Origin of the sequence: Paenibacillus sp. FSL R5-0887 (assembly GCF_038002305.1) — a bacterium.
GTDB lineage: Bacteria > Bacillota > Bacilli > Paenibacillales > Paenibacillaceae > Paenibacillus_AQ > Paenibacillus_AQ odorifer.
The window spans coordinates 1,738,575-1,764,996 of the sequence record NZ_JBBOCE010000001.1 but is presented as its reverse complement, the minus strand read 5'-3'; the positions used below and the strand labels follow the sequence as shown (position 1 = coordinate 1,764,996).

The window sequence follows — 26,422 nt, the reverse complement described above, 5'->3', positions numbered from 1 at the left end:
GATCCTTGATGGCGCAATGGGCACGATGATCCAACAGGTGCCTCTTACTGGAGAAGATTTTGGAGGCGATGAGCTGGACGGCTGTAATGAAATGCTGGTATTAACACGTCCAGAAGTCATTCAGACGATTCATGAGCAGTACCTCGAAGCAGGGGCTGATCTCATTGAGACTAACACATTTGGTGCAACCTCTGTTGTGCTAGCTGAATATGATATTCCTCAGCGGGCACGTGAGATCAATCTAGCGGCAGCAGAGTTGGCTCGCAGAGCAGTAGACAAATATGACACACCTGACCGTCCGCGATACGTCGTGGGGGCTATGGGTCCAACAACAAAAACGCTCTCAGTAACTGGAGGCGTTACTTTCCAAGAGTTAGTTGATAGCTATGAGGAACAAGCAGTGGCATTGATCGACGGTAAAGTAGATGTTTTGCTGCTGGAGACCTCTCAAGATACACTTAACGTTAAAGCTGGAAGTATTGGTATTCGTAATGCTTTTGAAAAGACTGGCATCACGTTGCCGGTTATGATTTCCGGAACAATTGAACCAATGGGTACTACATTGGCGGGTCAGAATATTGAAGCATTTTATATCTCATTAGAACATCTGAAGCCTATCTCTATGGGCCTCAACTGTGCGACTGGTCCTGAGTTCATGCGGGATCACATTCGTTCGCTTTCGGAGATCTCCTCCGCAGCCGTGAGCTGTTATCCAAACGCAGGATTGCCGGATGAGAACGGACATTATCATGAATCTCCAGATTCTTTAGCTCGCAAGATTGCAGCCTTTGCCGAAAAAGGCTGGCTGAACATTGCGGGGGGGTGCTGTGGAACGACACCAGAGCATATCCGTGCGATGAAGGAAGCACTTTCTGAATATCCTCCACGCCCGCTGACAGGTAATCATCCGCCTGCACTTTCAGGCATCGAGCCTATCTATATTGAGAACGACAACCGTCCATACATGGTTGGTGAACGTACGAATGTACTTGGCTCTCGTAAATTTAAACGTCTTATCGTCGAAGGTAAATATGAGGAAGCCTCAGAAATTGCCCGTGCTCAGGTGAAGAGTGGGGCACAGGTTATTGACGTGTGTGTACAAGACCCTGACCGTGATGAGATTGAAGATATTAAGCTTTTCTTAGAACTGGTTGTGAAAAAGGTTAAAGTACCCCTGATGATCGATACTACCGATCCTAAGGTTATCGATTTGGCTTTGCAGTACTGTCAAGGTAAGGCGATAATTAACTCCATTAACCTTGAAGATGGTGAAGAAAAATTCGAGCTGGTGACGCCGATCATTCATAAATATGGTGCAGCTATTGTTGTGGGTACCATCGATGAGACGGGACAAGCCATTAAGGCGACAGATAAACTGGAAGTGGCTAAACGCTCCTATGACTTGCTAGTGAATAAGTACGGTTTAGCAGGAGAAGATCTTATTTTTGACACGTTGGTGTTCCCTGTAGGAACCGGAGATGAACAATATATCGGTTCAGCAAAAGAAACGATTGACGGCATTCGTTTGATCAAGGAAGCACTTCCAGGCGTTCATACGATCTTGGGCATTAGCAACGTCTCCTTTGGATTGCCGGAAGCGGGTCGTGAAGTGTTGAACTCCGTATTCCTTTATGAATGTACAAAAGCTGGATTAGATTATGCGATCGTAAATACAGAAAAAGTGGAGCGGTATGCTTCCATTCCTGCTGAAGAACGTCATCTTGCTGAGGAACTGATTTATAATACGAATGATGAGACGCTTTCTGCTTTTGTAGCTGCTTTCCGTGGTAAAAAAGTAGAGAAAAAAGAGAAGATTTCCAACCTGTCACTTGAAGAACGTTTAGCTTCCTATGTGGTTGAAGGTACGAAGGAAGGACTCATTCCTGACCTTAATGAAGCATTGACTAAATCTGGTCCGCTGGAGATCATCAATGGACCGCTGATGGCAGGGATGTCGGAAGTCGGCCGGTTATTTAATAATAATGAATTGATCGTTGCTGAGGTGCTGCAAAGCGCTGAAGTGATGAAGGCTTCTGTCAATCATCTAGAGCAGTTTATGCAGAAGGATGAGACAGCGGTTAAAGGAAAAATTATGCTGGCAACCGTAAAAGGGGACGTGCATGATATTGGTAAGAATCTAGTGGAGATCATCCTCTCCAATAATGGTTATCAGATCATTAATTTGGGTATAAAAGTACCACCAGAGACCATTATCGAAGCCTTCCGTCGAGAAAAAGCTGATGCGATAGGATTGTCCGGGTTGCTTGTGAAATCTGCTCAGCAGATGGTCCTCACCGCTCAGGATCTACGTACAGCAGGGATCGATGTTCCGATTATGGTTGGCGGCGCAGCTTTGACCCGTAAATTTACGAAGACCCGTATTCGTCCAGAATATGACGGTCTAGTATTGTATGCTAAGGACGCTATGGACGGGCTGGATATTGCCAATCGGCTTATGAACCCTGAAGAACGGGAGAAGATTGCCGAGGAAATTCGTGTGGAGGCAGAAGCAGCGGTTGCGGTGGCGCCTAAGCAAGAACTGCCGAAACTAACCAGAGCAGTGCGTTCCAAAATATCTCCAGATGCACCTGTATTTGTTCCACCGGATTTAGAACGCCACGTACTGCGTAACTATCCATTGGGGCATATTATCCCCTATGTGAATATGCAAATGCTGCTGGGTCATCATTTGGGGTTACGGGGTTCTGTAGAAGCCCAATTAGCTGCTGGAGATCAGCGGACTGTTGAACTGAAGGGTACCGTAGACGATATTCTCCATCAAGCGATGCTAGAGGGTACCATTACTCCACATGCTATGTATCAATTCTTCCCTGCACAATCGCAAGGGAATGATATTATAGTGTATAATCCACAGAATACGTCCGAGATCCTGCATACCTTTACTTTCCCGAGACAAGGGGTAGAGCCTCATCTGTGCTTGGCGGACTTTTTGAAACCTGTTGACAGTGGTATTATGGACTATGTTGGATTCCTAGTTGTAACAGCAGGTCACGGTGTACGTGAATTGTCTACTCAGCTGAAAGAAAGCGGAGATTATCTGCGTTCACACGCCTTGCAGTCGGTTGCACTTGAAGTGGCAGAAGGACTGGCGGAACGCGTCCATCATATGATGCGCGATACTTGGGGTTTCCCGGATCCGGCGGATATGACGATGAAGCAAAGACATGGGGCAAGATACCAAGGAATCCGTGTTTCATTTGGTTATCCTGCATGCCCGGATTTAGAAGATCAAGGTCCACTGTTTAAGTTGTTATCTCCGGAGGATATCGGTGTTCACCTTACAGAAGGCTTTATGATGGAGCCCGAAGCTTCCGTTTCGGCTATGGTATTTGCCCATCCAGAAGCGCAGTATTTTAATGTAGAGAAGCTGTAATTCTTTCATTTATATACCTGGTCTGTAGGGGATTGTATCCCTTTCAGCGGAACCTCCCGTAACTGGGGGGTTTTTTGCTGGAAGAAGGTCGTTTAGAATTGAAAAGAGATGGTTGAGCCAATAAGCAGAAGGGAGGAAAAAGAATGGATTTATATTTTTTAGGTACTAATGCAGGTGTGCCAACGCTACAACGCAATGTAACGTCCGTTACATTAAGACTGCTGGAAGAACGTCGCAGTATTTGGATGTTCGATTGTGGGGAAGGTACACAACATCAGGTTCTTCGTTCACCGATTCGGCTAGGAAAGCTGGAAAAGCTATTCATTACCCACTTGCATGGTGATCACCTATTTGGTCTTCCAGGTCTATTATCAAGTCGTGGTTATCAGGGAGGGACAGCGCCGTTAACGGTGTACGGACCCCCTGGATTAAAAGCTTACTTAGAGATCTCCTTAGCTGTGAGCCAATCCCGAATTCCTTATAAGATTGAGATTGTAGAGCATTCAGGAGGAATTATATTCGAGGATGATAGCTTTAAAGTTGAGGCTGCATTACTTGAGCACCGCATTGACAGCTATGGCTACCGGGTAACGGAAAAGGATAGTCCCGGAAGCCTCAATACGGAATTGCTTAAGAGTTATGGTTTAAAACCGGGACCGATTTATGGGAAATTAAAAAAAGGTGAAGATGTTGTTACGGATGAAGGTGTACGAATCTGTGCTGCTGATGTTGTCAGGGAACCCAAACGAGGACGTATTGTTACTATCCTTGGAGATACAAGACCTTGTTCGGGAGCCTTAGAACTCTCTCTTAATGCAGACCTTATCGTTCATGAAGCAACCTTCGCCCATGATCTGGCTGACATGGCGTATCAATATCATCATAGTACAGCCCGTCAGGCTGCAGAGTTAGCAAAAGAAGCCAAAGCAGGACAGCTGTTGCTGACTCATTTCAGTTCTCGTTACAGCTCGCATGAAGAGTTAATTCCTTTGCTTGAGGAAGCTGGACTCCTATTCCCAGAGACATTATTAGCTGAGGAATTTAATGCATATCCGGTACCTCGCAGACTAAATGGGCAATAGGGGGAATGATTATTTTCCGGGAAAGCGCAGGAAATGACAGTGCTATGCTAAAAAATGCTGGATGGGACGGTTGTTCGATTTCATTCGACGAAGTGTGTTAGATTTAAAGTAATCACGGAGTAAAAGACGAACGAATGGCTGGACATATTGCCGAAAATCAGTAGGTGATATCTTCCACCTAAAGGGATTGAGTTTTTCTGTAAATCCAAGCAGGGCAAAGGCTACAAGTTTGTTAATACTATTATTTATTTATTATATTAATTAAATTTATTGTGGAAACTGAGGGGTTAGTGATGGAACAAATTGAAGGATTATTGATTGATCTAGATGGTACATTGTACCATGGGCATAAAATGATTCCCGGTGCTGATCTGCTGATAAAAGCTCTTCGTGAAGCGGATATCCCTTTTTTATTTGTTACTAATAACTCATCGCGTACGGCAGCTAACGTTGCTGCCCACTTAAGTGGAATGGGAATTGAGGCGAAAGCTGAGGAGGTATGTACCTCTTCTATGGCAGCCGCACGTTACATAGCTGAGGAATCACCTGGGGCTACAGTGGCGATACTTGGAGAAGAGGGACTGCGTATGGCTTGCATTGAGGCAGGGCTCCAAATCGTCACAGAATCCCCTGATTATGTGGTGCAAGGTATCGATCGTTCTTTTAATTATGCTTCGTTAGCTCAAGCTTCGCGTTGGATTTTGAGCGGGGCAAAGTTTGTGCTCACCAATCCAGATTTAATGTTACCATCAGATGATGGGGTTATGCCGGGTGCGGGTACGATTGGTGCAGCAATTGAGGCTGCAAGTGGAGTGAAGCCAGTAGTGATCGGTAAACCTGAATCCCACCTGATCAAATATGCGACAGATCTTCTGAACATTCAACCTGAACATGCTGCTGTTGTTGGGGATAATATGCGTACGGATATCGCTGCGGGTGTTAATGCGGGCTGTCGTACAATCCTTGTTCTTACCGGTTTAACCACTACAGAGAATCTGGAGCACTATAAAAGCATCACAGGGATCACTCCCGATGAAATATGTGCCGATTTAGCTGAACTTAAAATGTTTCTCGGTGTATAATAGCTAGGGTCTTATTTACTTCACCAACTTAGAGGGGACGATGAGTATGCCAGAATTGCCGGAAATGGAGAATTATAGACAGCTGCTTAGCCAGCGTATTATAAATGTTCCGATAACTAATGTAATTGTGAACAGAGAAAAAACAATTAACATGGAAACAGAAGCTTTCATTAATGCCTTGATCGGTGCGCGTGTTGTTTTTGTAGAGCGGCGTGCCAAGTACATTTTGTTTCATCTCCATGATGGGCGAAGATTACTATTACATTTAATGCTGGGTGGATTGCTTTTTTATGGTTCAGAAGAAGAACGGCCGGATCGTAATACGCAAGTAGAAATCGCATTTGGTGATCAGATCCTTTATTTTATGGGCCTGCGGTTAGGGTTCTTACATTTAGTATCCGTGAAGGAAAGCGAAGCAACGATGGGTAAGCTTGGACCTGAGCTGCTGGATCGACGGATGACGCCGGAACGTTTTGCAGGAATATTAAAAGGGCGGCGTGGTGCGTTAAAAAGTCTGTTAGTGAATCAGCATGTAATGGCGGGTATTGGAAATTGTTATGCGGATGAGATTGCTTTTGACGCAGGGCTTCTGCCTTCAGTTTTAGTACAAAATTTATCACCTGAAGCCATTTCCCGCCTGTATCAAAGCATTCAAAAAGTATTAACTGATGCGACAGAGATTGGCGGATACATGGAAATGCCATTTATGACCGGTGATACGGTTACGGGTTCTTATAATGATCAATGTAAAGTCTATGACCGTGAGGGCGAGCCTTGCCTACGCGATGGGGGAACGATTATCAAAACAGAGCTGTCTGGACGCAAAGTATTTTTTTGCCCAGACTGTCAGCATGAAGCCTAAACCCAAAGTAGGGGCTCATGTCAGCATTCGTGGTGGATATGGGAGAGCTGCCCGATTTGCTTGGGAGAGCGGTGCAACAAGTTTTCAATATTTTCCGAAAAATCCGCGCAGTCTGAAGTTAAAGACGGTTGATATTCGAGATACAAGGGATTGTGCACTCTTTTGCCAAGAAAAAGGGATCACCTCTATCGCCCACACCCCTTATGCAATCAATATGGCTGCGAATAGGGATGACGCTACCCCGCGAAAGGTGTATGTAGACTCCCTACTTAATGATCTGGAAATTGCTGAAGCCTGCGGTTCCTTAGGCATTGTTGTTCATTTTGGACATTTTGCTGGAATGGAGCCGTTACAAGGCTATCAAAATATTATACAATGTATGAATGAGACGCTGGAGTCATGGGAAGGTAACGCCAAGCTGCTAATCGAGAATCAAGCGGGCAACCATGGTACCGAAGGGATTACACTTGAAGAATTGGTGAAGGTTCGTGAGCTTAGCCAGTTTCCCGAGAAGATTGGATTTTGTCTGGATACCTGTCATGCTTTTGCGGCGGGAATTTGGAATCCTGAGCATACGGAAGACTTGCTTGAACGAGGAAACCAGCTTGGATTTTGGCCGCATCTTGTAGCTGTTCATCTAAATGATTCTAAGTTTCCCTTTGATTCGAGACGGGACCGGCATGCTGGAATAGGAAAAGGTTATATCGGCGAAGAGGGTCTTAAGCGCTTAATAACTTCTGATCCATTACGTAAAAAATCTGTTGTTTTGGAAACTGAAAAGGGTCCAGATGGCAGTCATCGGAATGAAATAGCTACTGTTCGCAGTTGGTTTGAAGCGGGGGCTAGAAAGTGACTCATATCTATATGGACGATCTCCGTAAAGGTCCGCTTGGATTTGCTTTAGCCAGGACAACAGAAGAATGTCTTCTGATGCTGCGTGAGTGTGAGGTTGGTATTTTATCGTTAGATTATGATATGGGACCGGATGATTATTCTGGTGGGGAAGTGGCTAGACGGATTGTTCTGGAAGGACTGTACCCCCGTGAAATCTATCTACACACCTCCAGTGTTTTAGGGAGAAAAGAAATGAATGAAATCTTATACGCGGCTAAACCTGAGGGGATGATCTTGTTTAATGGTCCCCTAAGTTCTGATAAGCTTTATGATATCGCTGGGGAGACGGATCTGAAATGAAGGAAATGAATGAAGCGGATTTACTGGAGATACTTACGAGACCGGGAGAACCGCTGGTAGTATTTTTGCATACTCCGCTGTGTGGTACCTGTAAGGCTACAGAACGCATGTTGGAAGTAGCGGCACATCTATTGCCTGCTGAACTCCAAATGGTTGCCGGAAATGTAAACATGTTGCCTAATCTGGTCCAACAATACCGGATTACCAGTGTCCCTGCTCTACTTGTGGCTTCTGCTGACCGGATAGAGAATCCGCATATTTATTATTCAATGGTTTCAGTTGAGCGGATTCTGGAATACATAAGGAGTGTTATATCATGATCATTTCATTACAACATTTATCTCTGCGCAGAGAAGAAAGCCTAATCTTGGACGATGTATCGTTAGAAGTGAAGGAAGGCGAAAACTGGGTCATTTTGGGACGAAATGGTTCGGGCAAAACAACAATTTTGGAGATTATGACAGGTTATTTATTCCCTAGCAAAGGAACTGTTGAGGTATTGGGGAATAAATATGGTCAATGTGATTTACGCGAGGTTCGTAAAGAGATTGGTTATATTGGTCCTTCCTTAATGGAGAAAATGTCTTTAAATGATCCGGTGTGGGAGGTTGTAGCTACAGGAGCTTACGCTTATTTGCGTTTCTACGAGAGCATTCCACACGAAGTGAAGGAGAAGGCAATCCGCTTGCTAGAGGATATGAATCTGGGCAATATGGCACTTCATCCTTTTGGAACCTTGTCACAGGGAGAGCGAAAAAAAGCAATGCTGGCAAGATGTCTTATGGCTGACCCCAAACTACTGATTATGGACGAGCCTTGTGCAGGTCTTGATCTGTACGAAAGAGAAAAAATGCTGGCTGAAGTAGACAAGCTGAGACAACGTAATGTCTCCGTTGTATATGTAACTCATCATGTGGAAGAAATTGTCCCGCTTTTTACACATGTTGCTTTAATTCGCGACGGTAAGCTAGCTGGTTCCGGACCGAAAGAAGAAGTATTAACCAAAGAAATGATCTTGGCCACCTATGATATTCCTGTTGATGTAGAATGGGATAGCGGTCGTCCCTGGATTAAAATTAGACCTGGAGGCAAAACGATTTGAACGAATTAAGACATGATAACGAAGAGCAGACCACTGCTCCGGAAGAAATGGTGTACTCCCGATATATTTGTACAGCTAATCACGGCTTTGCGCCATATGCTCAGGAAGAGCTTCGGCGCTTGTTCGGCGCAGTGAAGAGTACGCTGCTGCTGCCGGGAGAAATCTTTCTAGCCACCTTGCAGTCTGAACCCGAGGAAGTATCACGATTGCTCACACAGAATCTGCCCATTTTCCTTCGTCATATACAGCCTGTGCAGTTTCAGGATGAAGGAACCATGGATGCGTTACAGCGTTTGGCTGTGTATTTAAGCCGCCGCAGTGAGCTAGAGGGGGAGAAAATATCCCTAAATGTTCGTAAAGGGGATCCTTCCTTCTGGCAGGAAAGTCCGGGCGAACTTCGTGAATGGCTGCAGGAGCAAATGCAGAGCTTGGGTGCAGAATTTACAGTACAAGATCCGGCATGGGTCATTTCTGTCTACGCAGACGGGAATGCCTTATATGCAGGAGTGTCCAGACCAGAAGAGAATCTATCCGGCTGGAATGGCGGTGCAATCCGTTTCCGCAAGGAAGACGGACAAATCTCACGTGCTAAGTTCAAGCTGATGGAAGCGGAGAAGGAGTTCGCTATTCCTTTTTACAGCTTCCGTAATGCGCTTGATATCGGTGCCTCTCCAGGGGGCTGGACTTCTTTCTTGCTGGAGCGTGGAATGAAGGTAACAGCGGTTGACCCTGCTTTGATGCATGAATCGCTGCGTAATTACCCGGGTCTGAAGATCCTGCGCAAAAATGCCGGAGAAGTGAAATTCCGCGATAATGAATTTGATCTGCTTGTATGTGATATGAGCTGGAGTCCTAAGCTGATGGCGAAGCTTGTAACCGGGCTGCTGCACAGCCTGTCCCCAGGTGGAACAGCGATTGTGACTGTGAAGCTGATGCATAAGAAACCACTAGCGATGATCAAAGAGATCATTGCAATGTTTGAGGGCGAACGTATGCAGATTCAACGGGCCAAGCAGCTGTTTCATAATCGTGACGAAATAACACTTTATATGATTAAATACTAAGTTAGATCCTAATTTAAAAATCTTAAGGGAAAGCATCCCGTTATTAACGTTATCGTAATCTGCGGTAACAACGTTAATGGCGGAAGCTTTCTCTTTTTTTATGTGAAAAAGGGGGAAGTTCAGGTGAATTTTGCATCGAAGCTTGGGGTAGGGCAGATAATGGACGCCAGATACAGAATTATTGATCAGATTGGAACAGGTGGAATGAGTATTGTCTATCTTGCGGAGGATCTGCGTTTAAAGGGGAAACGCTGGGCTGTAAAAGAAAGTGTAAGCTCAGAAGAACTACCTTCAGACATTGAGGCGGAAGCGGAGATGCTAATGGGTCTGGATCACCCGCGGCTTCCACGTATTGTTGATTACTATCTTTCGGATCAAGAAGGGTATTCTTATTTAGTTATGGATTATATTGAAGGGATAACTTTAAGTCAGCTGATGAAGGATAATCCCGGACCTTTACCTTGTGAGTTCATCCTACAAATAGCTAAACAGCTTTTAGAAGTCCTGCAATATTTACATGGTCATCATCCGCCCATTGTTTATCGTGATTTAAAGCCCTCTAATCTTATGTTAACTAAGCAAAAAGAATTGATGTTAATCGACTTCGGAATCGCTCGAAATTATAGAAAAGGAATCGTTGAAGATACGGTGAAGCTAGGTACAGTTGGGTTTGCGGCTCCTGAGCAGTATGGGAACGGGCAGAGTCAGCCGGTTTCTGATTTATATGGTCTTGGTGCATTGCTTTTATATATGGCTACCGGAGGCTTATGCAGCCACTGGGAGTCTGGAATGGAAAATAAGTTGCGTGACCATGTTCCCGCAGCTTTTATTCCTATAATTAGACGTTTATTACGGCCTCATCCGGAGGAAAGATATCAGGAGGCAACAGCTGTTATTCAAGCGCTGGTTCGTGTGGAGAATGATATGGATGAAGGTAATCCTTTAGCAGTGTCTGTGCCCCTAGCGGTTGATAAACGGAAGGCTAAAGTGATCGCCTTACTTGGAGTAGGGCCGGGACTTGGAACAACACATACTTCATTTGCAATTAGCAGTTATCTGGCACAGATCGGTTCAACAGCTTGGGTTGATCTATCACCGGATTCATCGGTTTATGAGCGCATGCACAATATGGTTGATGTGCAGAGCGCTTCAGTTCCTGATGAGAGCTCTGAGTCTGTATTTTCCTGGAGGAAGGTTCATTACTGGAAGCGACCTCACCATGGGGATGTAGCAGAGCTTATGAGAGGAGCTTATCAATTTGTGGTATTAGATCTGGGCACGGGTGGATTTGATGGAGCGCTGGAAGAAATCAAGCATAGCGATATTCCCATTCTAATTGCTTCTGGCGCCGATTGGCGATTGGAGGAATCTTTATTATGGATTAAACGGAGTGGGCTGCAGCCTGAACGGGAATGGAGAGTGGGTTTACCACTTGCTGAACACCAATCTGTTGAACTGTTGCGAAATTCTTTAGGTATAGATAGGGTTTATAATTTACCATGTCAGCAAGATCCATTTTTACAAAAAGGGAAGTTGGCAGAAGTAATTGCTGAGCTGTTAGGGGACATTAAGGGCGAGCGAAACGTTGGAAAACGCCGTGGTTTTTTCTTAAGATAGGCTATTGGGACTAACATTTAATTCAGTGTTCCGCTAAAGTGTGATAAAATATATATTTATACGTGATTTGATTTACGCATTATTTAAGTATAGACAGGAGCTTGCGGAGAATTTATGAGTTTACTTACTGTAGAAGACGTTTCCCACAATTTTGGGGATCGGACATTGTTCAAGAACGTGTCTTTCCGGTTGTTACCAGGAGAACATGTTGGAATTGTTGGAGCAAATGGCGTTGGTAAATCGACGCTAATGAACATTTTGACAGGAAAGCTTTTGAAGGATAATGGTAAAGTAGAGTGGACCCCTCGGGTGCGTTACGGTTATTTGGACCAACATACGATTCTTACACCGGGCAAAACGATTCGCGATGTTCTAAAGGACGCTTTTTTGCCACTGCTTGAGTTGGAGCAGGAAATGCTGAAGATCACAGAGCAGATGGGTGATGCTTCGCCTGAGGAACTAGAAGTACTACTGGAGCAGATGGGAGACATTCAGGAACAACTGGATATCGGAGATTTCTATCTGATTGATGTAAAAGTAGAGGAAATGGCCAATGGTTTAGGCCTGTCCGTGATTGGGCTAGATCGTGATGTTGCTTCTCTCAGTGGTGGTCAAAGAACCAAAGTGCTGCTGGCGAAGCTGCTACTGGAGAAACCCAATGTACTATTGCTTGATGAGCCTACCAACTATTTGGATGTTGAACATATCGATTGGCTGACCAACTATTTGAAACAGTACCCATATGCATTTATATTGATTTCCCATGACACTGAGTTTATGAATAAAGTCGTTAATGTCGTTTATCACTTAGAGTTCGGTAAATTGACCCGTTACACGGCGAACTATGAGAAATTCCTCGATATGGCGGAGATGAACAAAAACCAGCATATCGATGCCTATGAGAAGCAACAAGATTTTATCAAAAAACAAGAGGACTTCATCCAGCGGAATAAAGCGCGTGCTTCAACTTCAGGCCGGGCAAAAAGCCGTGAGAAGCAGCTTGATCGTATGGACCGAATTGATCGTCCTGAAGAAGCTGCTAAGCCGACCTTTAAGTTTAAAGAGAGCCGGGCAAGCGGCAAAACCGTCTTCGAAGGAATTGATTTTGAGATTGGTTATGATCGTCCGCTGCTGCCACAGCTAAACATGGTCATTGAACGTGGAGAGAAGATTGCTATTGTTGGCTGCAATGGTGTGGGTAAATCGACACTGCTGAAGACAATTCTGGGAGTGATCCCAACATACAGCGGCAAAACCTATCTTGGGGATTATCTGAACCCTGCATATTTCCAACAAGAAGTGAAAGCAGCTAGTCTTACACCCATTGAGGATGTCTGGAATGAATTCTCCAGTTTAACTCAGAACGAAGTTCGTGGACATCTGGCACGCTGTGGCCTAAAAAATGAACATATTACACGTCCGCTTAGTATGCTGAGTGGTGGGGAGCAAGCGAAGGTGCGTCTTTGTAAGCTTTTGATGCGCGAAAGCAACTGGGTGCTGTTCGATGAACCTACCAATCACCTTGACGTTATCGCTAAAGCAGAGTTGAAGCGCGCTTTGCAAGAATATAAAGGCACAGTCCTGCTTGTATCTCATGAACCTGATTTTTATGAAGATTGGGTTACGAAAATTTGGGATGTTGAGCAGTGGTCAGCTGTACAGGTATAGAATAATCATAAATCCGGAGAATAGCAGAGATCCTGCTGTTCTCCGCTTTTTGGATATGGGGAGGAGATAATGCATGTTTCATAACGCTGGGCGAGAAGATCGATACTCACGGCAGATACGTTTCACGCCATTTGGTACTGAAGGACAGCAGGGTCTCGCAAAATCAAAAGTGCTTGTAGTTGGTGCGGGTGCGTTAGGTACAGGGATTGCAGAGACATTAGTCCGCTGTGGGGTTGGGCATGTTCTCATCGTTGACCGCGATTATGTAGAGTGGAGTAACCTGCAGCGCCAACAACTGTATACCGAGATGGATGCGCAGGAGAGAGCTCCAAAAGCCATTGCAGCCCAGAACAGACTGCAGCAGATTAATTCTGAGGTTGTCATAGAAGCGCATGTTATGGATGTGCGGAAGGAAGAGCTGGAAGGACTCATCTCAGGGGTGGACCTGATTATGGATGGGACTGATAATTTCGATACACGTCTCATCATTAATGATATTGCTCAAAAGAATAATATCCCTTGGATTTATGGAGCTTGTGTAGGAAGCTATGGAATTACATATACGATTTTGCCTGGAGAAACGCCATGTCTTCATTGTCTTTTAGGTACAGTTCCACTAGGGGGAGATACCTGTGATACAGCGGGTATTCTTCCCCAGGCCGTACAATTGGTCACTGCAAATGCTACAGCTGAGGCGTTAAAGCTTCTCGGTAACCATAAGGACCAATTACGAAATAAACTGCTGACTTTCGATGTATGGCGTAATGAACATCAAGAAATTGGCGTGAAAAGTGCTAAAAAGGAGAATTGTCCTTCTTGTGGGACTCATCCGATCTACCCTTATCTAACAGCCTTAAATACGGAACGAAGTGATGTGCTTTGTGGCAGGGATACCGTACAGATCCGCCCTGCCCGGCCGCAGAAACTTAACTTGCAGGAAACAGCCAGTCGTCTGTCTCGTTTAGGAGACGGTGAGGTAGAGAGCAATCCTTATCTAATTTCCTTTAAGGAAGGTCCTTACCGGATGGTGATCTTCGCAGATGGCCGGGCATTGATTCATGGAACGAAGGATATTGCCGCTGCCCGTAGCTTTTATCATCGATATTTTGGATAAAAAGCATAATAAACAGATCTTCAGGCCATTTCATAGGAATGTTCTCTTTGTTTTCCGGGGATTCTATATCTATTAATGGGATGCTGATGCATGTCTGATGGATACGGGGGATCTTCGTGAGTGAGCAAATGATATGGTACATGTCTGCGGGAAACGGAAGAGGAGAGGAAGAACTAGACGCTATTGCGAAAGTGTTTAATGATATCGGTCTGCAAATAACAAAAAGCGAAGATCCCGAAGATCTTCGCTTATCCATTTCTGAAGTAGAACCGGTATTGCTGCTTGCTGATTTAGGCGAGGTGGGAACATGGGAAGGATGGAAAATCATTTCCGCAGTAAGAGATGAGGGAATGATTCTTCCGGTCATGGTGATTTCCGAAGAATTATCTGGTAACGGAGCAGTTGCGGCCTTTTTAGCCGGAGGGAATGATTTCATGACAAAACCACTACATACCGGTGAATTTAAATGTAGAATTCTAAATTTATTAACCCTCACGGGTCGGCGTCGAAATTTAAAACATCTGTTAAAGGTAGATGGTTTAATGCTCGATCCCAGCCGCAGGCTGGTCACCCGTGAAGGGATCGAGCTTAAGATGACGCATAAAGAATTCGATCTTCTATATTATCTCGCTGCGAATCGAGGGATTATATGTTCCCGCGAGGAAATACTCAAACAAGTATGGGGATATCAATTCCATGCAGATACCAATGTTGTAGATGTATACATCAGGCATATCCGCTTAAAAATTGATAAAGGGTACCGGAACAAGTTGATTCATACTGTTCGCGGAACAGGATATGTAATGAGGGTGCCCGAAGGCAGCACCACATCCTGAGACTAATTCTCTTTTATAGAAAAGACTCTACTATAGAGCTGTTGTTTACAGTACGCGGCGAGCCTTTAGATAAGTCTTTTTCCATGTACCAGAATTAAGATCAGAAACCGTAACACCTGGTTTACCGTAAGTGTGCAGAATTTTACCGTTTCCAGCGTAAACAGCTACGTGAGTTACATTTTTACCAGTTGCTCTGCTGCCGCTGGAGAAGAATACAAGATCGCCGACACGAAGGTTAGCTTTGGATACAGCAGTTCCTACTTTTGATTGAGCCGCAGCTGTGCGGGGTAATGATACATTATATTTATTAAAGATATGTTTCATAAAGGAAGAGCAGTCAAAAACCTTAGTAGTAGAAGTAGAGGCTCCGAATTTGTATGGAGTTCCCATAAAGTTTTTTCCGAAATTGACAACGCTTTGTCCTTTGGACACCGTAGCGGCTTCAACTTTAGTTGCACCTACACCAGTTGCCATCATTGTTCCTAAGCCCATTGTAGTAACCATTCCTATAACAATCGCTTTTTTTATCCATTGTTGTTTATTCATGTTGTAAGTACCTCCAAAGTTAGTATATCAATCTGTCTTGCTTGGCTTGTCTTGCTTGCCTGATTCGTAGTATAGCAGGTTATCTATGTCATAAAATTTGGTAGAGCAGCAATAAAGTGAGGCTGGGCCTGGGTTGTAAACGTTTTATTAAAAATTCATTAAAAGTTACAAAAAATTAATAACTTGATATTTTGAGCAATAAAATAAGCCGCAAACCCCTTGATATATAAAGGATTTAACGGCTTTTTAATTTTGAAACAAAAGTTACAAGGATGTTTCTATATCACTATGTATTTAGTCTTTGCTCTGGATAATCAGCAATAATCCACTACGTATTCTAACTGTTCCAGTGGAGGAAATCAGTTTGTTGCTTACACCTAGAGATTGCCCTAGCTTTAAAGTAGCATCGTTCAAAGGATATTGAAATCCTTCTAATGTAATCCCTGTTACTTCAGGAGTTAATGGAAGCAAAGATACATAGGTGTAGCCCAAATCTTCAATGACTGTTTGGGATCCGGTAAGTGTCACATAGTTATTAGAATCCATCACGTAGCAATTGATTTGCCGTTGCAGAGCCCTTGTCATCATTTGAATGCTGGCTAAGGAGTGATCAATTCGAGTGCCTGTAACTCCTAATAGTAAAATAGAATCAGGTTGCTGATTCATTGCAATATCGAGTGCCATCTCACTGTCGGTTAAATCCTTGTTCACGGCGTCACAAGTGATTGTTTTTTTACTTTTGGATTGAATATCCTGAAAAGCCTCAGGCGATACAGAATCAAAATCACCTACCGCAATATCGGGTATATATCCATGTGAGATGAGGAATAATGCACCCCGGTCCGCACCGATAATAAAATCTTCTTCATCTAATAGAGCGAAATAATCCGGAGATAGTTCTCCACCGGCAAAAATAACAACTCGTTTGGATGGCATAACATCCATTCCTCCTCTAAAACTCTAGTTGGTTATCCTGTCCCAGTATAATGCAGATCGAAAAGTTGCACAATTGACCAAGACAACGCTAAAATGATAGTGTGCGATTTTTTATGTGCATAAATTCATATTTACTAATGTTTTAACAATTGGGAGGTGAATGAAATCGTAAACGTGCTATTTGTCTGTCTGGGTAATATTTGTCGCTCACCAATGGCGGAGGCCGTTCTGCGCCATAAGATTGATGAACGAGAGCTTTCACATAAGATTCTGGTTGACTCTGCAGGAACTGGAGATTGGCATATAGGTAAGGAACCGCATGAAGGGACTAGACGTATACTTGATCAAAACAAGATTAGCTATGCAAATATGGCAGCGCGTTTGGTCAGTAGCGAGGATTTTCAGAAGTTTGATTATATCGTCTGCATGGACAAGTCTAATGGAGAGAATGTTCGAAAGGTTCTTGGTGGAGAAGAGGCTAAGCTTTTGTTCTTCATGGATTTATTGCCTGAGGAAGAATTGAGAGAAGTACCAGACCCTTATTTTACAGGTAATTTTGAACAGGTATATGATTTGATCAATGCAGGCTGTGACGTGTTGCTAGAAATGGTGATAAGAGAAAAGCTGTAACCCGGTTGGGTTCCAGCCTCTCTGATTAGTATTAAAGTAAATTAAGGAAATTTGCTGGATTAAACTGTAAGCGTAAACACGGCTGAAATCTACATACGTTCTTTAGATGTTCATTTTTTGCTTCTATCAATAAGGCATTATGTGTTTAAAAAATAGAGTAGAGATTCAGGGAGTTCCTTTTGCCAAAAGCCCCAGAGATGACGACCGTCTTTCTCCCGGTAGGATACGGTAGCTCCACGTGCTTCAAGCAATGCTTTTGTTTCTCTGTTCATCTGAACAAAATCATAGGTCCCTGTATCAGTCTGGTAATCTGTTTCCTGCAGTCCAACGACCATATTAATGTTGAGCCAGGAGAGATCTTCTTCTTTAGCCAGCATGGCTTGTGATTCGGGATAGAATGCACCGGATAGGCTGATGATACGTGTGAAGATAGCTGGATAAGCAAGAGCGAGATGGAGGGAGACGCTGCCTCCAAGGGAATCACCGGCTAAGATTCGTTCGTCGGGTGTACGGCGTACGGGATAATTTTTTTCAATGAAGGGAATAATCTCTTCGGAAAAGCAAGATAGGTACTCCTTGAATCGGCTGCCGAACGGAGCGTATTCTTGAGTCCGAACAGCGACGTTAACTTCTACACCAACGATAATGAAGGGCTCGACATCTTCTTCTATAATAAGTTGTCCAGCAAGTGTAGCAATGCGTCCAAAGTTGAAAAATTCTTCTCCGTCTTGGCAGTACACCACGGGGTAACTCAGAACTTCATTGTAGCCTGGGGGCAGATAGATACGTAATTTACGTTCCTCCTGCAGATGTTCACTCCAAAGCGTTTCTTTTACAATTGTGCGTTTCAGAAAAACAGAATCGCTCATCGTTGTCACGTCACCTTTCTTGTCGAATTTTGCAATACACACAGGGTTACGCTAAAATTATTAAATGTGTAACTGTGTTATTAATCATTTACTTGTTGGAAAAGTGTTAAACTGTTATATAAAATTTCCTCACCTGTTATACATACAAAATTTGAAGGAATATAAATTTTATAAGTATTTCTTTGACGAAAGTAACTAAACAGGTGTATAATAATATTATAACAGAGGCAGCTGATATTCAAATTTTTTTATTGAGGTGAAGATAATGAGTAAAGTTCCTTATGAAGTGTATACAGAGGACGTCGAGGCTCTATCGGTACTTTCCCCGGATGGAGAAATTATCAATAAGGATAAGATGCCCGATTTAACCGACGATCAACTGAAAGAAATTATGTATCGTATGGTATTTACCCGTACTTGGGATGATCGTGCAGTAAACCTTGGCCGTCAAGGTCGCCTTGGTTTCTACGCACCGGTATCCGGTCAAGAAGCTACCATGATTGGTAGTGAGTTTGCTTTGGAGAAAGAAGACTTCTTATGCCCAGGCTACCGTGATATTCCGCAGCTAGTATGGCACGGACTTCCATTGTACCAAGCTTTCTTATATTCCCGCGGTCACCAACATGGTGGAGCTATTCCTGACGGGGTTAATGTATTGATGCCACAAATTATCATCGGTGCGCAAATCCTGCACGCTACTGGTATTGCTATGGGCTTCAAATTGAAAAAACAAAAGAATGTTGCAATTACTTACACTGGTGATGGCGGTTCTTCAGAAGGTGACTTCTACGAAGGCTTGAACTTTGCTGGTCGTTTTAAACTGCCTGTAATCTTCTTTGTTCAAAACAACGGGTATGCGATTACGACTCCGTTCGCTAAACAAACGGCTTCCAAATCGATCGCTCACAAAGCGGTTGCAGCTGGTATTCCAGGGATTAAGGTTGACGGTATGGACATCTTTGCAGTAATCAGTGCTGTACGTGATGCTGCAGAACGTGCACGTAACGGCGAAGGTGCTACATTGATCGAAGCTGTAACTTACCGTTTCCGTCCACACTCCCTTTCTGACGATGCAAGTAAATATCGTTCGAAAGAAGAAGAAGGACAATGGAGTGAAAAGGATCCAATCGCCCGTCTTGCCAAGTATTTGGAGAAGAAAGGTCTTTGGACTGAAGAAGATACACTGCGCGTGAAGGATGAAGCGAAAGCTACTGTTAACGAGCAGATCAAAAAAGCTGAACAAACCGAAAAAATGACAATACCTGGCTTGATCGACAGTATGTTCGAAGTAACACCTAAACATCTGGAAGAGCAAAAAGCCGATTTTGAATAAGGGGGATATCAGGCAATGGCACAAATGAATATGAAAGAAGCGATTCGCGACGCGATGCGCGTTGAACTGAATCGTGACCCTAACGTTCTTATCTTCGGAGAGGATGTTGGTAATGTAGGTGGCGTTTTCCGTGTAACTGAAGGTCTGCAAAAGGAATTTGGCGAAGATCGTATTTTTGATACACCACTAGCTGAGTCCGCTATCGGCGGTCTGGCATTTGGTCTTGGTGTACAAGGCTTCCGTCCGATTGCTGAAATTCAATTCGTAGGTTTTATCTTTGAAGCACTGGATCAAATCGTTGTTCAAGCAGCGCGTTTGCGCTGGCGTTCTGGCGGTAAATATAACGCTCCAGTAGTATTCCGTACTCCTTTTGGTGGCGGAGTTAAGGCTGCTGAGCTTCACACTGACTCACTCGAAGGTTTGATCGCACAAAGCCCAGGGATTAAAGTTGTAATTCCTTCAAACCCATATGATGCTAAGGGACTTCTAATCGCGTCTATCCGCGACAATGACCCTGTCTTCTTCATGGAGCACTTGAACCTTTATCATGCATTCCGTGCTGAAGTGCCAGAAGGTGAATATACAGTTGAACTTGGTAAAGCGAACGTAGTACGTGAAGGTTCTGACGTTTCGATCATTACTTACGGGCTGATGGTACATACAGCTACCAAAGCAGCCGAGCAACTCGAAAAAGAAGGCGTTAATGTTGAAATTATCGACCTTCGTACTGTAAGTCCAATCGACATCGATACTATTGTAGCGTCTGTGAAGAAGACTAACCGTGCTATCGTGGTGCAAGAAGCACAAAAGAGTGCGGGTGTAGCTGCTGAAGTTATCGCACAAATCAATGAAAAAGCACTACTGCACTTGGAAGCACCTGTGCTTCGTATCGCAGGTCCTGATACTGTGTATCCATTCGCACAAATAGAAGATACATGGCTTCCAAACCCTGCACGTATTATTGCAGGCGTGAAGAAAGTTTTGGAATTCTAAATATTTTTACGAGAAACAGTTGTCATCCATATGGATGACAACGTTGTTTCATCTTATAAAGTTTAAATCATAAGGTTAGTCCCAATTTCACGAGGAGGTTTTCAAAGTGGCAAAGTTTGAATACCGATTTCCTGAACTAGGTGAAGGTCTGCATGAAGGTGAAATCATCAAAATGCATATCAAAGCCGGTGACAAGGTAACGGATGATGATATCGTAATGGAAGTTCAAAATGACAAGGCGGTAGTTGAGGTGCCTTGCCCAGTAAACGGTACTGTATTGGAAGTTCTGACAAAAGACGGTCAAGTATGCCGTGTCGGTGAAGTAGTGGCTATTATCGAAGCAGAAGGTGACGTGCCTGATCAAGAGGGTGCTGCTACTGAAGCTCCTGCTGCTCAAGCGCCAGCTGCACCAGCTGCTCCAGCATCTAACAAAGCATCGAATTTTGAATATCGCTTCCCTGAGCTGGGTGAAGGTCTGCATGAAGGTGAAATCATCAAAATGCATATCAAAGCCGGTGACAAGGTAACGGATGATGACATCATCATGGAAGTTCAAAATGACAAGGCGGTAGTTGAGGTTCCATGTCCAGTGAATGGTACTGTATTGGAAGTTCTGACTAAAGATGGCCAAGTTTGCCGCGTAGGCGAAGTTGTAGCTATTATCGCTGCTGAAGGCGACGTTCCTGAACAAGAAGGTCATGCATCTGCTGAAGCCGATGCAGCAAAAGGAATTGCAAACACTACTTCTTCCCCTGCAGCAACAAGCCCTGCTGATGCTAAAGAAGGCGGATCTGCAAGTGTAACACCAGCTCCTGACCGCGATGTTTTGGCTACACCAAGCGTTCGCAAATTTGCTCGTGAGCAAAAAGTGGATATTTCCAAAGTGAACGGAACTGGTAAAGGTGGTAAAATCACTCGTGAAGACGTAGAAGCCTTCTTGAAAGGTGGTTCTACACCAGCAGCTCCTGCAGCAGCAGCGTCGTCTGAAGCTCCTAAGGCTGCTAAGACCGAAGCTAAAGCAGCACCTGCAGCAGCTAGCGGTAACGTTAGTCTTGAAGAAGAACGTGTACCATTCAAGGGTATTCGTAAGGCGATCTCCAACGCAATGGTTAAATCGGCTTACACTGCTCCACACGTAACCATCATGGATGAAGTAGATGTTACTGAACTGGTAGCATTCCGTACACGTATGAAACCTATTGCTGAGAAAAAAGGCGTTAAGGTTACTTACCTTCCATTCATCGTTAAGGCACTTGTTGCAGCTTCCCGTCAATTCCCAGCACTCAATGCTATGATTGATGAAGAAGCAGGCGAAATTGTCTACAAGAAATACTACAATATCGGTATCGCTACTGATACACCAAACGGTTTGATCGTTCCAGTTATCAAAGACGCTGACCGTAAGAGCATTTGGATGATTGCTAGCAGCATCACTGACTTGGCCGTTCGTGGCCGTGACGGTAAATTGTCTGCTAACGAAATGAAGGGCAGCACGATCTCCATCAGTAACATCGGTTCTGCTGGCGGTATGTTCTTTACTCCAATCATCAACTTCCCTGAAGTGGCTATCCTCGGAACTGGCCGTATCAGTGAAAAAGCAGTTGTGAAAAATGGTGAAATCGTAGTTGCTCCAGTAATGGCGTTGTCACTCAGCTTTGACCACCGTATTATCGATGGTGCGACTGCTCAAAACTTTATGAACTACATTAAATCGCTGCTCAATAATCCTGAGCTGCTGGTTATGGAGGTATAATTATGGTAGTAGGAGACGCTTCACTAGATATTGATACATTGGTCATCGGTGCAGGTCCTGGTGGGTATGTGGCGGCAATTCGTGCCGCCCAGCTCGGCCAAAAAGTCCTCATCGTGGATAAATCGGAACTCGGCGGTGTATGTTTGAACCGTGGATGTATTCCTTCTAAAGCCTTGATCGCTGCTGCGCATCAATTTGAATCCGCACAGCATGGTGAAGTTTTCGGCGTTACAGCTGAGAATGTTAAAGTGGATTTTGCCAAAACTCAAGAATTCAAGAACAGCGTAGTTAAAAAAATGACTAGCGGCGTGACTAGCTTGATGAAGGGCAACAAAATTGAAGTATTTAACGGTGAGTGCATGTTTATCAGCGACACAGAAGCACGTGTGTTCAATGATCATGAATCTCCACGTTACCGCTTCAAACACTGCATCATTGCTACAGGTTCCCGTCCAATTGAACTTAAACCTTTCCCATTCGGCGGACGTATTCTGTCTTCGACTGAAGCTCTGGAACTTCCAGAAATTCCGAAGAGCATGATCGTAATCGGTGGTGGATACATCGGTGCCGAGCTTGGTCAAATGTACTCTAAATTTGGCACTAAAGTAACAATCATCGAAGGTTTGGATACTGTACTTCCAGGCTTCGATAAAGATATGACTCGTCTTGTTGCGAAAAACATGGCTAAAACTGGCATCGAAATCGTAACTAACGCTAAAGCTGAAAGTGCTGTTCAGAACGACAAAGAAGTAACCGTGAAATACTCTGTTGGTGGCGAGTCCAAAGAAGTTACAGCAGATTACTTGCTTGTAACTGTAGGTCGTCGTCCTAACACTGACGGTGAACTTGGTCTGGATCTGATCGGTCTTGAGCTCGACGAGCGCGGATTGATCAAAGTTGATCACCAAGGACGCACAAGCATTCCTACCATCTTCGCTATCGGCGACGTTGTTCCAGGTCTTGCTTTGGCTCACAAGGCTTCTTACGAAGGTAAAATCGCTGCTGAAGCAATTGCAGGACTTACATCTGTTGTTGACTACAAAGTCATCCCAGCTGTTGTATTTACAGATCCTGAGTGTTCAAGCGTTGGTTTGACTGAAAAAGAAGCAAAAGACAAAGGCTACAAAGTGAAAAGCGGCAAATTCCCATTCGCAGGAAATGGTCGCGCAGTATCTTTGAACAGCCCAGAAGGCTTCATCAAAATTGTTGCTAACTCCGAGAACAATTTGGTACTGGGAGCTCAAATCGTTGGTATCGAAGCTTCTAACTTGATCGCTGAACTTGGTTTGGCAATCGAAATGGGCGCAACGCTTGAAGATATCGCTTTGACTATTCATGCGCATCCAACCCTTGGCGAAATCGTCATGGAAGCTGCTGAATTGGTTGAAGGTCACCCAATTCATGTAATGAAATAATTTTTCTCCAAAAATTGCTCTAGCAGGCAACAGAAAGGCGGACGCAAATGCGTTCCGCCTTTTTTTGTGTTTTCCACTTTTTTGAAAAGAGATATACTGGGAGGAAGAGCAATTACTTAATCTGTATTTTATAAATATAGGGAGGTTCAATGATGAGAGCTGATAAATTAAAGCCTGGAGATGAGCTGCGTATTATCTCTCCTTCCAGAAGTTTGTCATTAATCGATGCTCAGCAAAGAAAAATCGCTAAAGAGCAGCTTGAACGGTTAGGTTTTCGGATATCCATTTCAACAAATTCTTTTGAGATGGATGATTTTGTTTCCTCATCTATTGATTCAAGAATTGAGGATTTGCACGAAGCCTTTTTAGACCCCAAAGTGAAAGGAATATTAACGACCATTGGGGGCTTCAATAGTAACCAGCTGCTGCGTTATATCGATTATTCAATCATTGCAGAGAATCCAAAGCGTTTATGTGGTTATTCGGATATTACTGCACTAAGTAATGCGATTTATGCTCAAACAGGATTAGTTACATACTCCGGACCGCATTTTTCCACATTTGCGATGCTCCACGATAATGAATATACTATCGAATATTTCCGCAAGCTGATGATGGACAATAAAGAAATTCTAGTGCAGCCTTCCAAGCATTGGAGTGATGATGAGTGGTATCTGGATCAGGAAAACCGGATATTTATTAAAAATGAAGGTCCGTTCATTATCAATGATGGGGAAGCGAGAGGAACGATTATTGGTGGCAATTTATGCACTTTAAATCTTTTACAGGGAACAGAGTATATGCCAAGTTTAAAAAATTCTATCTTGTTCATTGAGGATGATTATGAGTCAGCACCTGCAACCTTTGATCGAGATCTGCAATCCCTAATTCATCAGCCTGAGTTTGAAGAGGTCAAAGGGTTGGTGATCGGCAGGTTCCAAAAAGAATCGCGTATGTCAAAGAAGCTGCTGACCACAATTATCCGCTCAAAAGAAGAATTATCCGATATTCCTGTGATTGCAGACGTGGACTTTGGACATACATCGCCGATGATTACCTTTCCTGTGGGTGGACAAGCAAGCCTTCGGGCTTATGGGGCAAGAGTGGAGCTTAGGATAGCGGAGTAGAGATACAATTGCTGAATCAATCCTTTATAATTGAATAGGTAACCCGATTATTAAATATATTTAAAAATTATCTTACCTTCTACAAAAATCGGATTTTTCAGATATAATATATGAGGTGAAATATTACGGAGGTGCAATACTTTGACGAATGAGTTAGAACAAACCTATTTGAATTTTTTACAATATATTTTGGATCATGGTGTGAAAAAAGAAGATCGTACAGGAACTGGTACAATTAGTGTATTTGGTTATCAGATGCGATTTGATTTATCAAAAGGCTTCCCGCTGTTTACAACAAAACGTACACCGTTTCGCTTAATTGCAAGTGAGTTATTGTGGTTTATTAATGGCGATACCAACATTCGTTATTTATTGAAAAATAATAATCATATTTGGGATGAATGGGCTTTTAAAAGATGGGTTGAATCGGACGAATATGCAGGCACGGATATGACAGACTTCGGGAATCGTTGTTTAGTTGATGAAGATTTTAATCAATTATATCAAGCAGAGATGAAATCATTCTGTGATCGTGTCTTAGAAGATGATGAGTTTGCTGCGAAATATGGCGAGCTAGGAAACGTTTACGGTAAGCAATGGCGGAATTGGACATCTTCAACTGGCGAATCAATCGACCAATTACAAGATGTTATTCATCAGATCAAAACAAATCCTGATTCTCGGCGTTTAATTGTCAGCGCATGGAACCCGGAAGATGTTATAAATGCTGGGACGAAAGGAAGCAAAGCAGCGTTACCGCCCTGCCACGTTATGTTCCAGTTCTACGTTGCAAATGGTAAACTAAGCTGTCACTTGCTGCAACGCAGTGCGGACTCTTTTCTCGGGGCAAACTTCAATATTCCATCTTACTCTTTGCTTACGCATTTAATCGCATACGAATGTGGGCTAGAAGTAGGCGAGTTTGTATACAGCATTAGTGATGCGCATATCTATTCAAACCATGTTGAGCAAGTGAAAGAGCAATTATCAAGAGAATTAAGAGCACTGCCTACACTGGTTATTAATTCACAGAAGAAATCAATTTTTGATATTGAACTGGAAGATCTGGTCATTGAGGGGTACAATCCGCATCCTTCGATAAAAGCGCCGATCGCAGTATAACGTAATTGTAAATGAAGATTCGCAAATATAATTTTTGGCAATATAGTTTTTTACTTTAGTATGGAGGAAGGAGAGAACTTCATGAGTATTAGCTTAATATGGGCAATGGGTGCCAATCATGTCATAGGAAAAGATAACGATATGCCTTGGCATTTGCCGCTGGATTTTGCTTATTTCAAAGCAGAAACATTGGGCAAAAGAATGCTAATGGGCCGCAAAACATGGGATTCGCTCGGAGGCAAGCCCTTGAAGGGCAGAACGAGCCTAATTCTAACTAGGGATACTGATTATTCAGCTGAAGGTGCAGAGGTTCTACACACGCTTGAAGAGGCTCTCAACGAGGGTAGAAAAGAAGATGAGCTGATGGTAATCGGTGGTGCGGAAATTTACCGGTTGATGTTGCCGTATGCTGACAAGTTGATGTTGACGCAGATCGAACAGGATTTTGAAGGAGATACCCGGTTTCCTGAGATTGACTGGAGGATGTGGAAAGAGGTCTCCAATATCAAGGGAATTCGTGATGAGAAGAATCCGTATGATTACCGTTTCCTTGTTTATGAACGTACGGAATAGCAATAAAACGTTTTCTCTGACATAACATGTGAAATAGTACAAATAATCAGTAGATTTATCCATTACTGTGCAAAAGTGATGAATGTTACTATAATTAAAATTAGAAATGA

At 43.6% G+C, this 26,422-nt stretch carries 24 protein-coding genes; 21 read left to right on the top strand and 3 right to left on the bottom strand.

Features of this window, described 5'->3' with window-relative positions; translation table 11 throughout:
* The first annotated feature begins 16 nt into the window (after nucleotides 1-16).
* From metH to MKY14_RS07870, 13 genes are all read left to right on the top strand, one after another.
* Nucleotides 17-3,394 carry a methionine synthase gene (gene metH, locus MKY14_RS07930; protein WP_370511261.1) on the top strand — a complete coding sequence of 1,126 codons (3,378 nt, stop codon included), beginning with the start codon at nucleotides 17-19 and terminating at the stop codon, nucleotides 3,392-3,394.
* Between the two features lie 143 nt (nucleotides 3,395-3,537).
* Nucleotides 3,538-4,476 carry a ribonuclease Z gene (gene rnz, locus MKY14_RS07925; protein WP_340976203.1) on the top strand — a complete coding sequence of 313 codons (939 nt, stop codon included), beginning with the start codon at nucleotides 3,538-3,540 and terminating at the stop codon, nucleotides 4,474-4,476.
* Nucleotides 4,477-4,769: 293 nt separating this feature from the next.
* The gene (locus tag MKY14_RS07920; RefSeq protein ID WP_076128417.1) at nucleotides 4,770-5,558 is read left to right on the top strand and encodes a TIGR01457 family HAD-type hydrolase; all 789 of its coding nucleotides are present in this window, start codon (nucleotides 4,770-4,772) and stop codon (nucleotides 5,556-5,558) included.
* A gap of 46 nt (nucleotides 5,559-5,604) precedes the next feature.
* Entirely contained in the window at nucleotides 5,605-6,420 is an 816-nt protein-coding gene (locus MKY14_RS07915; protein WP_076309786.1) for an Fpg/Nei family DNA glycosylase, read from the top strand.
* On the top strand, nucleotides 6,410-7,273 hold the full coding sequence (locus MKY14_RS07910) for a deoxyribonuclease IV (RefSeq protein WP_076281716.1): 864 nt from the start codon (nucleotides 6,410-6,412) through the stop codon (nucleotides 7,271-7,273). The genes MKY14_RS07915 and MKY14_RS07910 overlap by 11 nt, the downstream gene beginning before the upstream one ends.
* A complete protein-coding gene (locus MKY14_RS07905; RefSeq protein ID WP_340976200.1) occupies nucleotides 7,270-7,614 on the top strand; it encodes a cyclic-phosphate processing receiver domain-containing protein in 345 nt (114 codons plus the stop codon). The genes MKY14_RS07910 and MKY14_RS07905 overlap by 4 nt, the downstream gene beginning before the upstream one ends.
* On the top strand, nucleotides 7,611-7,934 hold the full coding sequence (locus MKY14_RS07900; protein WP_076128425.1) for a thioredoxin family protein: 324 nt from the start codon (nucleotides 7,611-7,613) through the stop codon (nucleotides 7,932-7,934). Before MKY14_RS07905 ends, MKY14_RS07900 begins: the two co-directional genes overlap by 4 nt.
* Entirely contained in the window at nucleotides 7,931-8,716 is a 786-nt protein-coding gene (locus MKY14_RS07895) for an ABC transporter ATP-binding protein (RefSeq protein ID WP_282579836.1), read from the top strand. The genes MKY14_RS07900 and MKY14_RS07895 overlap by 4 nt, the downstream gene beginning before the upstream one ends.
* A 47-nt stretch (nucleotides 8,717-8,763) precedes the next feature.
* Nucleotides 8,764-9,780, top strand: a complete 1,017-nt coding sequence (locus MKY14_RS07890; protein ID WP_340977036.1) for an SAM-dependent methyltransferase — start codon at nucleotides 8,764-8,766, stop codon at nucleotides 9,778-9,780.
* 123 nt (nucleotides 9,781-9,903) lie between these two features.
* Nucleotides 9,904-11,397 carry a serine/threonine-protein kinase gene (locus MKY14_RS07885; RefSeq protein WP_340976199.1) on the top strand — a complete coding sequence of 498 codons (1,494 nt, stop codon included), beginning with the start codon at nucleotides 9,904-9,906 and terminating at the stop codon, nucleotides 11,395-11,397.
* Between the two features lie 114 nt (nucleotides 11,398-11,511).
* Nucleotides 11,512-13,065, top strand: a complete 1,554-nt coding sequence (locus MKY14_RS07880) for an ABC-F family ATP-binding cassette domain-containing protein (RefSeq protein WP_036687697.1) — start codon at nucleotides 11,512-11,514, stop codon at nucleotides 13,063-13,065.
* A gap of 73 nt (nucleotides 13,066-13,138) precedes the next feature.
* Nucleotides 13,139-14,179 (top strand): ThiF family adenylyltransferase, encoded by a 1,041-nt coding sequence (locus tag MKY14_RS07875; RefSeq protein WP_339168131.1) that lies wholly within the window; start codon nucleotides 13,139-13,141, stop codon nucleotides 14,177-14,179.
* Between the two features lie 116 nt (nucleotides 14,180-14,295).
* The gene (locus tag MKY14_RS07870; protein WP_076128431.1) at nucleotides 14,296-15,015 is read left to right on the top strand and encodes a response regulator transcription factor; all 720 of its coding nucleotides are present in this window, start codon (nucleotides 14,296-14,298) and stop codon (nucleotides 15,013-15,015) included.
* 45 nt (nucleotides 15,016-15,060) lie between these two features.
* Here MKY14_RS07870 and MKY14_RS07865 read toward each other — a convergent pair whose 3' ends face one another.
* Both MKY14_RS07865 and MKY14_RS07860 read right to left on the bottom strand, forming a co-directional pair.
* Nucleotides 15,061-15,561 (bottom strand): C40 family peptidase, encoded by a 501-nt coding sequence (locus MKY14_RS07865; RefSeq protein ID WP_076128433.1) that lies wholly within the window; start codon nucleotides 15,559-15,561, stop codon nucleotides 15,061-15,063.
* 294 nt (nucleotides 15,562-15,855) lie between these two features.
* A complete protein-coding gene (locus MKY14_RS07860) occupies nucleotides 15,856-16,497 on the bottom strand; it encodes a thiamine diphosphokinase (RefSeq protein WP_036687693.1) in 642 nt (213 codons plus the stop codon).
* A gap of 165 nt (nucleotides 16,498-16,662) precedes the next feature.
* Here MKY14_RS07860 and MKY14_RS07855 point away from each other — a divergent pair, with 165 nt between their 5' ends.
* Nucleotides 16,663-17,127, top strand: coding sequence for a low molecular weight protein-tyrosine-phosphatase (locus MKY14_RS07855; protein WP_340977033.1), 465 nt, complete (start codon nucleotides 16,663-16,665; stop codon nucleotides 17,125-17,127).
* A gap of 137 nt (nucleotides 17,128-17,264) precedes the next feature.
* Here MKY14_RS07855 and MKY14_RS07850 read toward each other — a convergent pair whose 3' ends face one another.
* Nucleotides 17,265-17,996 carry an alpha/beta hydrolase gene (locus MKY14_RS07850; RefSeq protein WP_076279314.1) on the bottom strand — a complete coding sequence of 244 codons (732 nt, stop codon included), beginning with the start codon at nucleotides 17,994-17,996 and terminating at the stop codon, nucleotides 17,265-17,267.
* A 265-nt stretch (nucleotides 17,997-18,261) separates the two neighbouring features.
* Between MKY14_RS07850 and pdhA the strand changes: the two genes are divergently transcribed.
* The 7 genes from pdhA (at nucleotide 18,262) to MKY14_RS07815 (ending at nucleotide 26,312) form a co-directional block, all read left to right on the top strand.
* Nucleotides 18,262-19,329 (top strand): pyruvate dehydrogenase (acetyl-transferring) E1 component subunit alpha, encoded by a 1,068-nt coding sequence (gene pdhA, locus MKY14_RS07845; protein WP_038571556.1) that lies wholly within the window; start codon nucleotides 18,262-18,264, stop codon nucleotides 19,327-19,329.
* A gap of 15 nt (nucleotides 19,330-19,344) precedes the next feature.
* A complete protein-coding gene (locus MKY14_RS07840; protein ID WP_038571553.1) occupies nucleotides 19,345-20,322 on the top strand; it encodes an alpha-ketoacid dehydrogenase subunit beta in 978 nt (325 codons plus the stop codon).
* A 106-nt stretch (nucleotides 20,323-20,428) separates the two neighbouring features.
* Nucleotides 20,429-22,075, top strand: coding sequence for a 2-oxo acid dehydrogenase subunit E2 (locus MKY14_RS07835; protein WP_340976197.1), 1,647 nt, complete (start codon nucleotides 20,429-20,431; stop codon nucleotides 22,073-22,075).
* 2 nt (nucleotides 22,076-22,077) lie between these two features.
* Nucleotides 22,078-23,490 carry a dihydrolipoyl dehydrogenase gene (gene lpdA, locus MKY14_RS07830; RefSeq protein ID WP_036687684.1) on the top strand — a complete coding sequence of 471 codons (1,413 nt, stop codon included), beginning with the start codon at nucleotides 22,078-22,080 and terminating at the stop codon, nucleotides 23,488-23,490.
* Between the two features lie 152 nt (nucleotides 23,491-23,642).
* Nucleotides 23,643-24,617 (top strand): S66 family peptidase, encoded by a 975-nt coding sequence (locus MKY14_RS07825; protein ID WP_340976195.1) that lies wholly within the window; start codon nucleotides 23,643-23,645, stop codon nucleotides 24,615-24,617.
* Between the two features lie 141 nt (nucleotides 24,618-24,758).
* Nucleotides 24,759-25,739: a thymidylate synthase gene (locus tag MKY14_RS07820; protein ID WP_340976193.1), complete on the top strand. Its 981-nt coding sequence runs from the start codon at nucleotides 24,759-24,761 to the stop codon at nucleotides 25,737-25,739.
* A gap of 81 nt (nucleotides 25,740-25,820) precedes the next feature.
* On the top strand, nucleotides 25,821-26,312 hold the full coding sequence (locus tag MKY14_RS07815) for a dihydrofolate reductase (protein WP_340976192.1): 492 nt from the start codon (nucleotides 25,821-25,823) through the stop codon (nucleotides 26,310-26,312).
* Nucleotides 26,313-26,422 lie beyond the last annotated feature (110 nt).

Bases quoted from the DNA above. Each gene is read 5' to 3' on its own strand.
- metH (WP_370511261.1), top strand. From the start codon at position 17: ATGGGCACGATGATCCAACAGGTGCCTCTTACTGGAGAAGATTTTGGA.
- rnz (WP_340976203.1), top strand. From the start codon at position 3,538: ATGGATTTATATTTTTTAGGTACTAATGCAGGTGTGCCAACGCTACAA.
- MKY14_RS07920 (WP_076128417.1), top strand. From the start codon at position 4,770: ATGGAACAAATTGAAGGATTATTGATTGATCTAGATGGTACATTGTAC.
- MKY14_RS07915 (WP_076309786.1), top strand. From the start codon at position 5,605: ATGCCAGAATTGCCGGAAATGGAGAATTATAGACAGCTGCTTAGCCAG.
- MKY14_RS07910 (WP_076281716.1), top strand. From the start codon at position 6,410: ATGAAGCCTAAACCCAAAGTAGGGGCTCATGTCAGCATTCGTGGTGGA.
- MKY14_RS07900 (WP_076128425.1), top strand. From the start codon at position 7,611: ATGAAGGAAATGAATGAAGCGGATTTACTGGAGATACTTACGAGACCG.
- MKY14_RS07895 (WP_282579836.1), top strand. From the start codon at position 7,931: ATGATCATTTCATTACAACATTTATCTCTGCGCAGAGAAGAAAGCCTA.
- MKY14_RS07890 (WP_340977036.1), top strand. From the start codon at position 8,764: ATGGTGTACTCCCGATATATTTGTACAGCTAATCACGGCTTTGCGCCA.
- MKY14_RS07880 (WP_036687697.1), top strand. From the start codon at position 11,512: ATGAGTTTACTTACTGTAGAAGACGTTTCCCACAATTTTGGGGATCGG.
- MKY14_RS07875 (WP_339168131.1), top strand. From the start codon at position 13,139: ATGTTTCATAACGCTGGGCGAGAAGATCGATACTCACGGCAGATACGT.
- MKY14_RS07865 (WP_076128433.1), bottom strand. From the start codon at position 15,561: ATGAATAAACAACAATGGATAAAAAAAGCGATTGTTATAGGAATGGTT.
- MKY14_RS07860 (WP_036687693.1), bottom strand. From the start codon at position 16,497: ATGCCATCCAAACGAGTTGTTATTTTTGCCGGTGGAGAACTATCTCCG.
- MKY14_RS07850 (WP_076279314.1), bottom strand. From the start codon at position 17,996: ATGAGCGATTCTGTTTTTCTGAAACGCACAATTGTAAAAGAAACGCTT.
- pdhA (WP_038571556.1), top strand. From the start codon at position 18,262: ATGAGTAAAGTTCCTTATGAAGTGTATACAGAGGACGTCGAGGCTCTA.
- MKY14_RS07840 (WP_038571553.1), top strand. From the start codon at position 19,345: ATGGCACAAATGAATATGAAAGAAGCGATTCGCGACGCGATGCGCGTT.
- lpdA (WP_036687684.1), top strand. From the start codon at position 22,078: ATGGTAGTAGGAGACGCTTCACTAGATATTGATACATTGGTCATCGGT.
- MKY14_RS07825 (WP_340976195.1), top strand. From the start codon at position 23,643: ATGAGAGCTGATAAATTAAAGCCTGGAGATGAGCTGCGTATTATCTCT.
- MKY14_RS07815 (WP_340976192.1), top strand. From the start codon at position 25,821: ATGAGTATTAGCTTAATATGGGCAATGGGTGCCAATCATGTCATAGGA.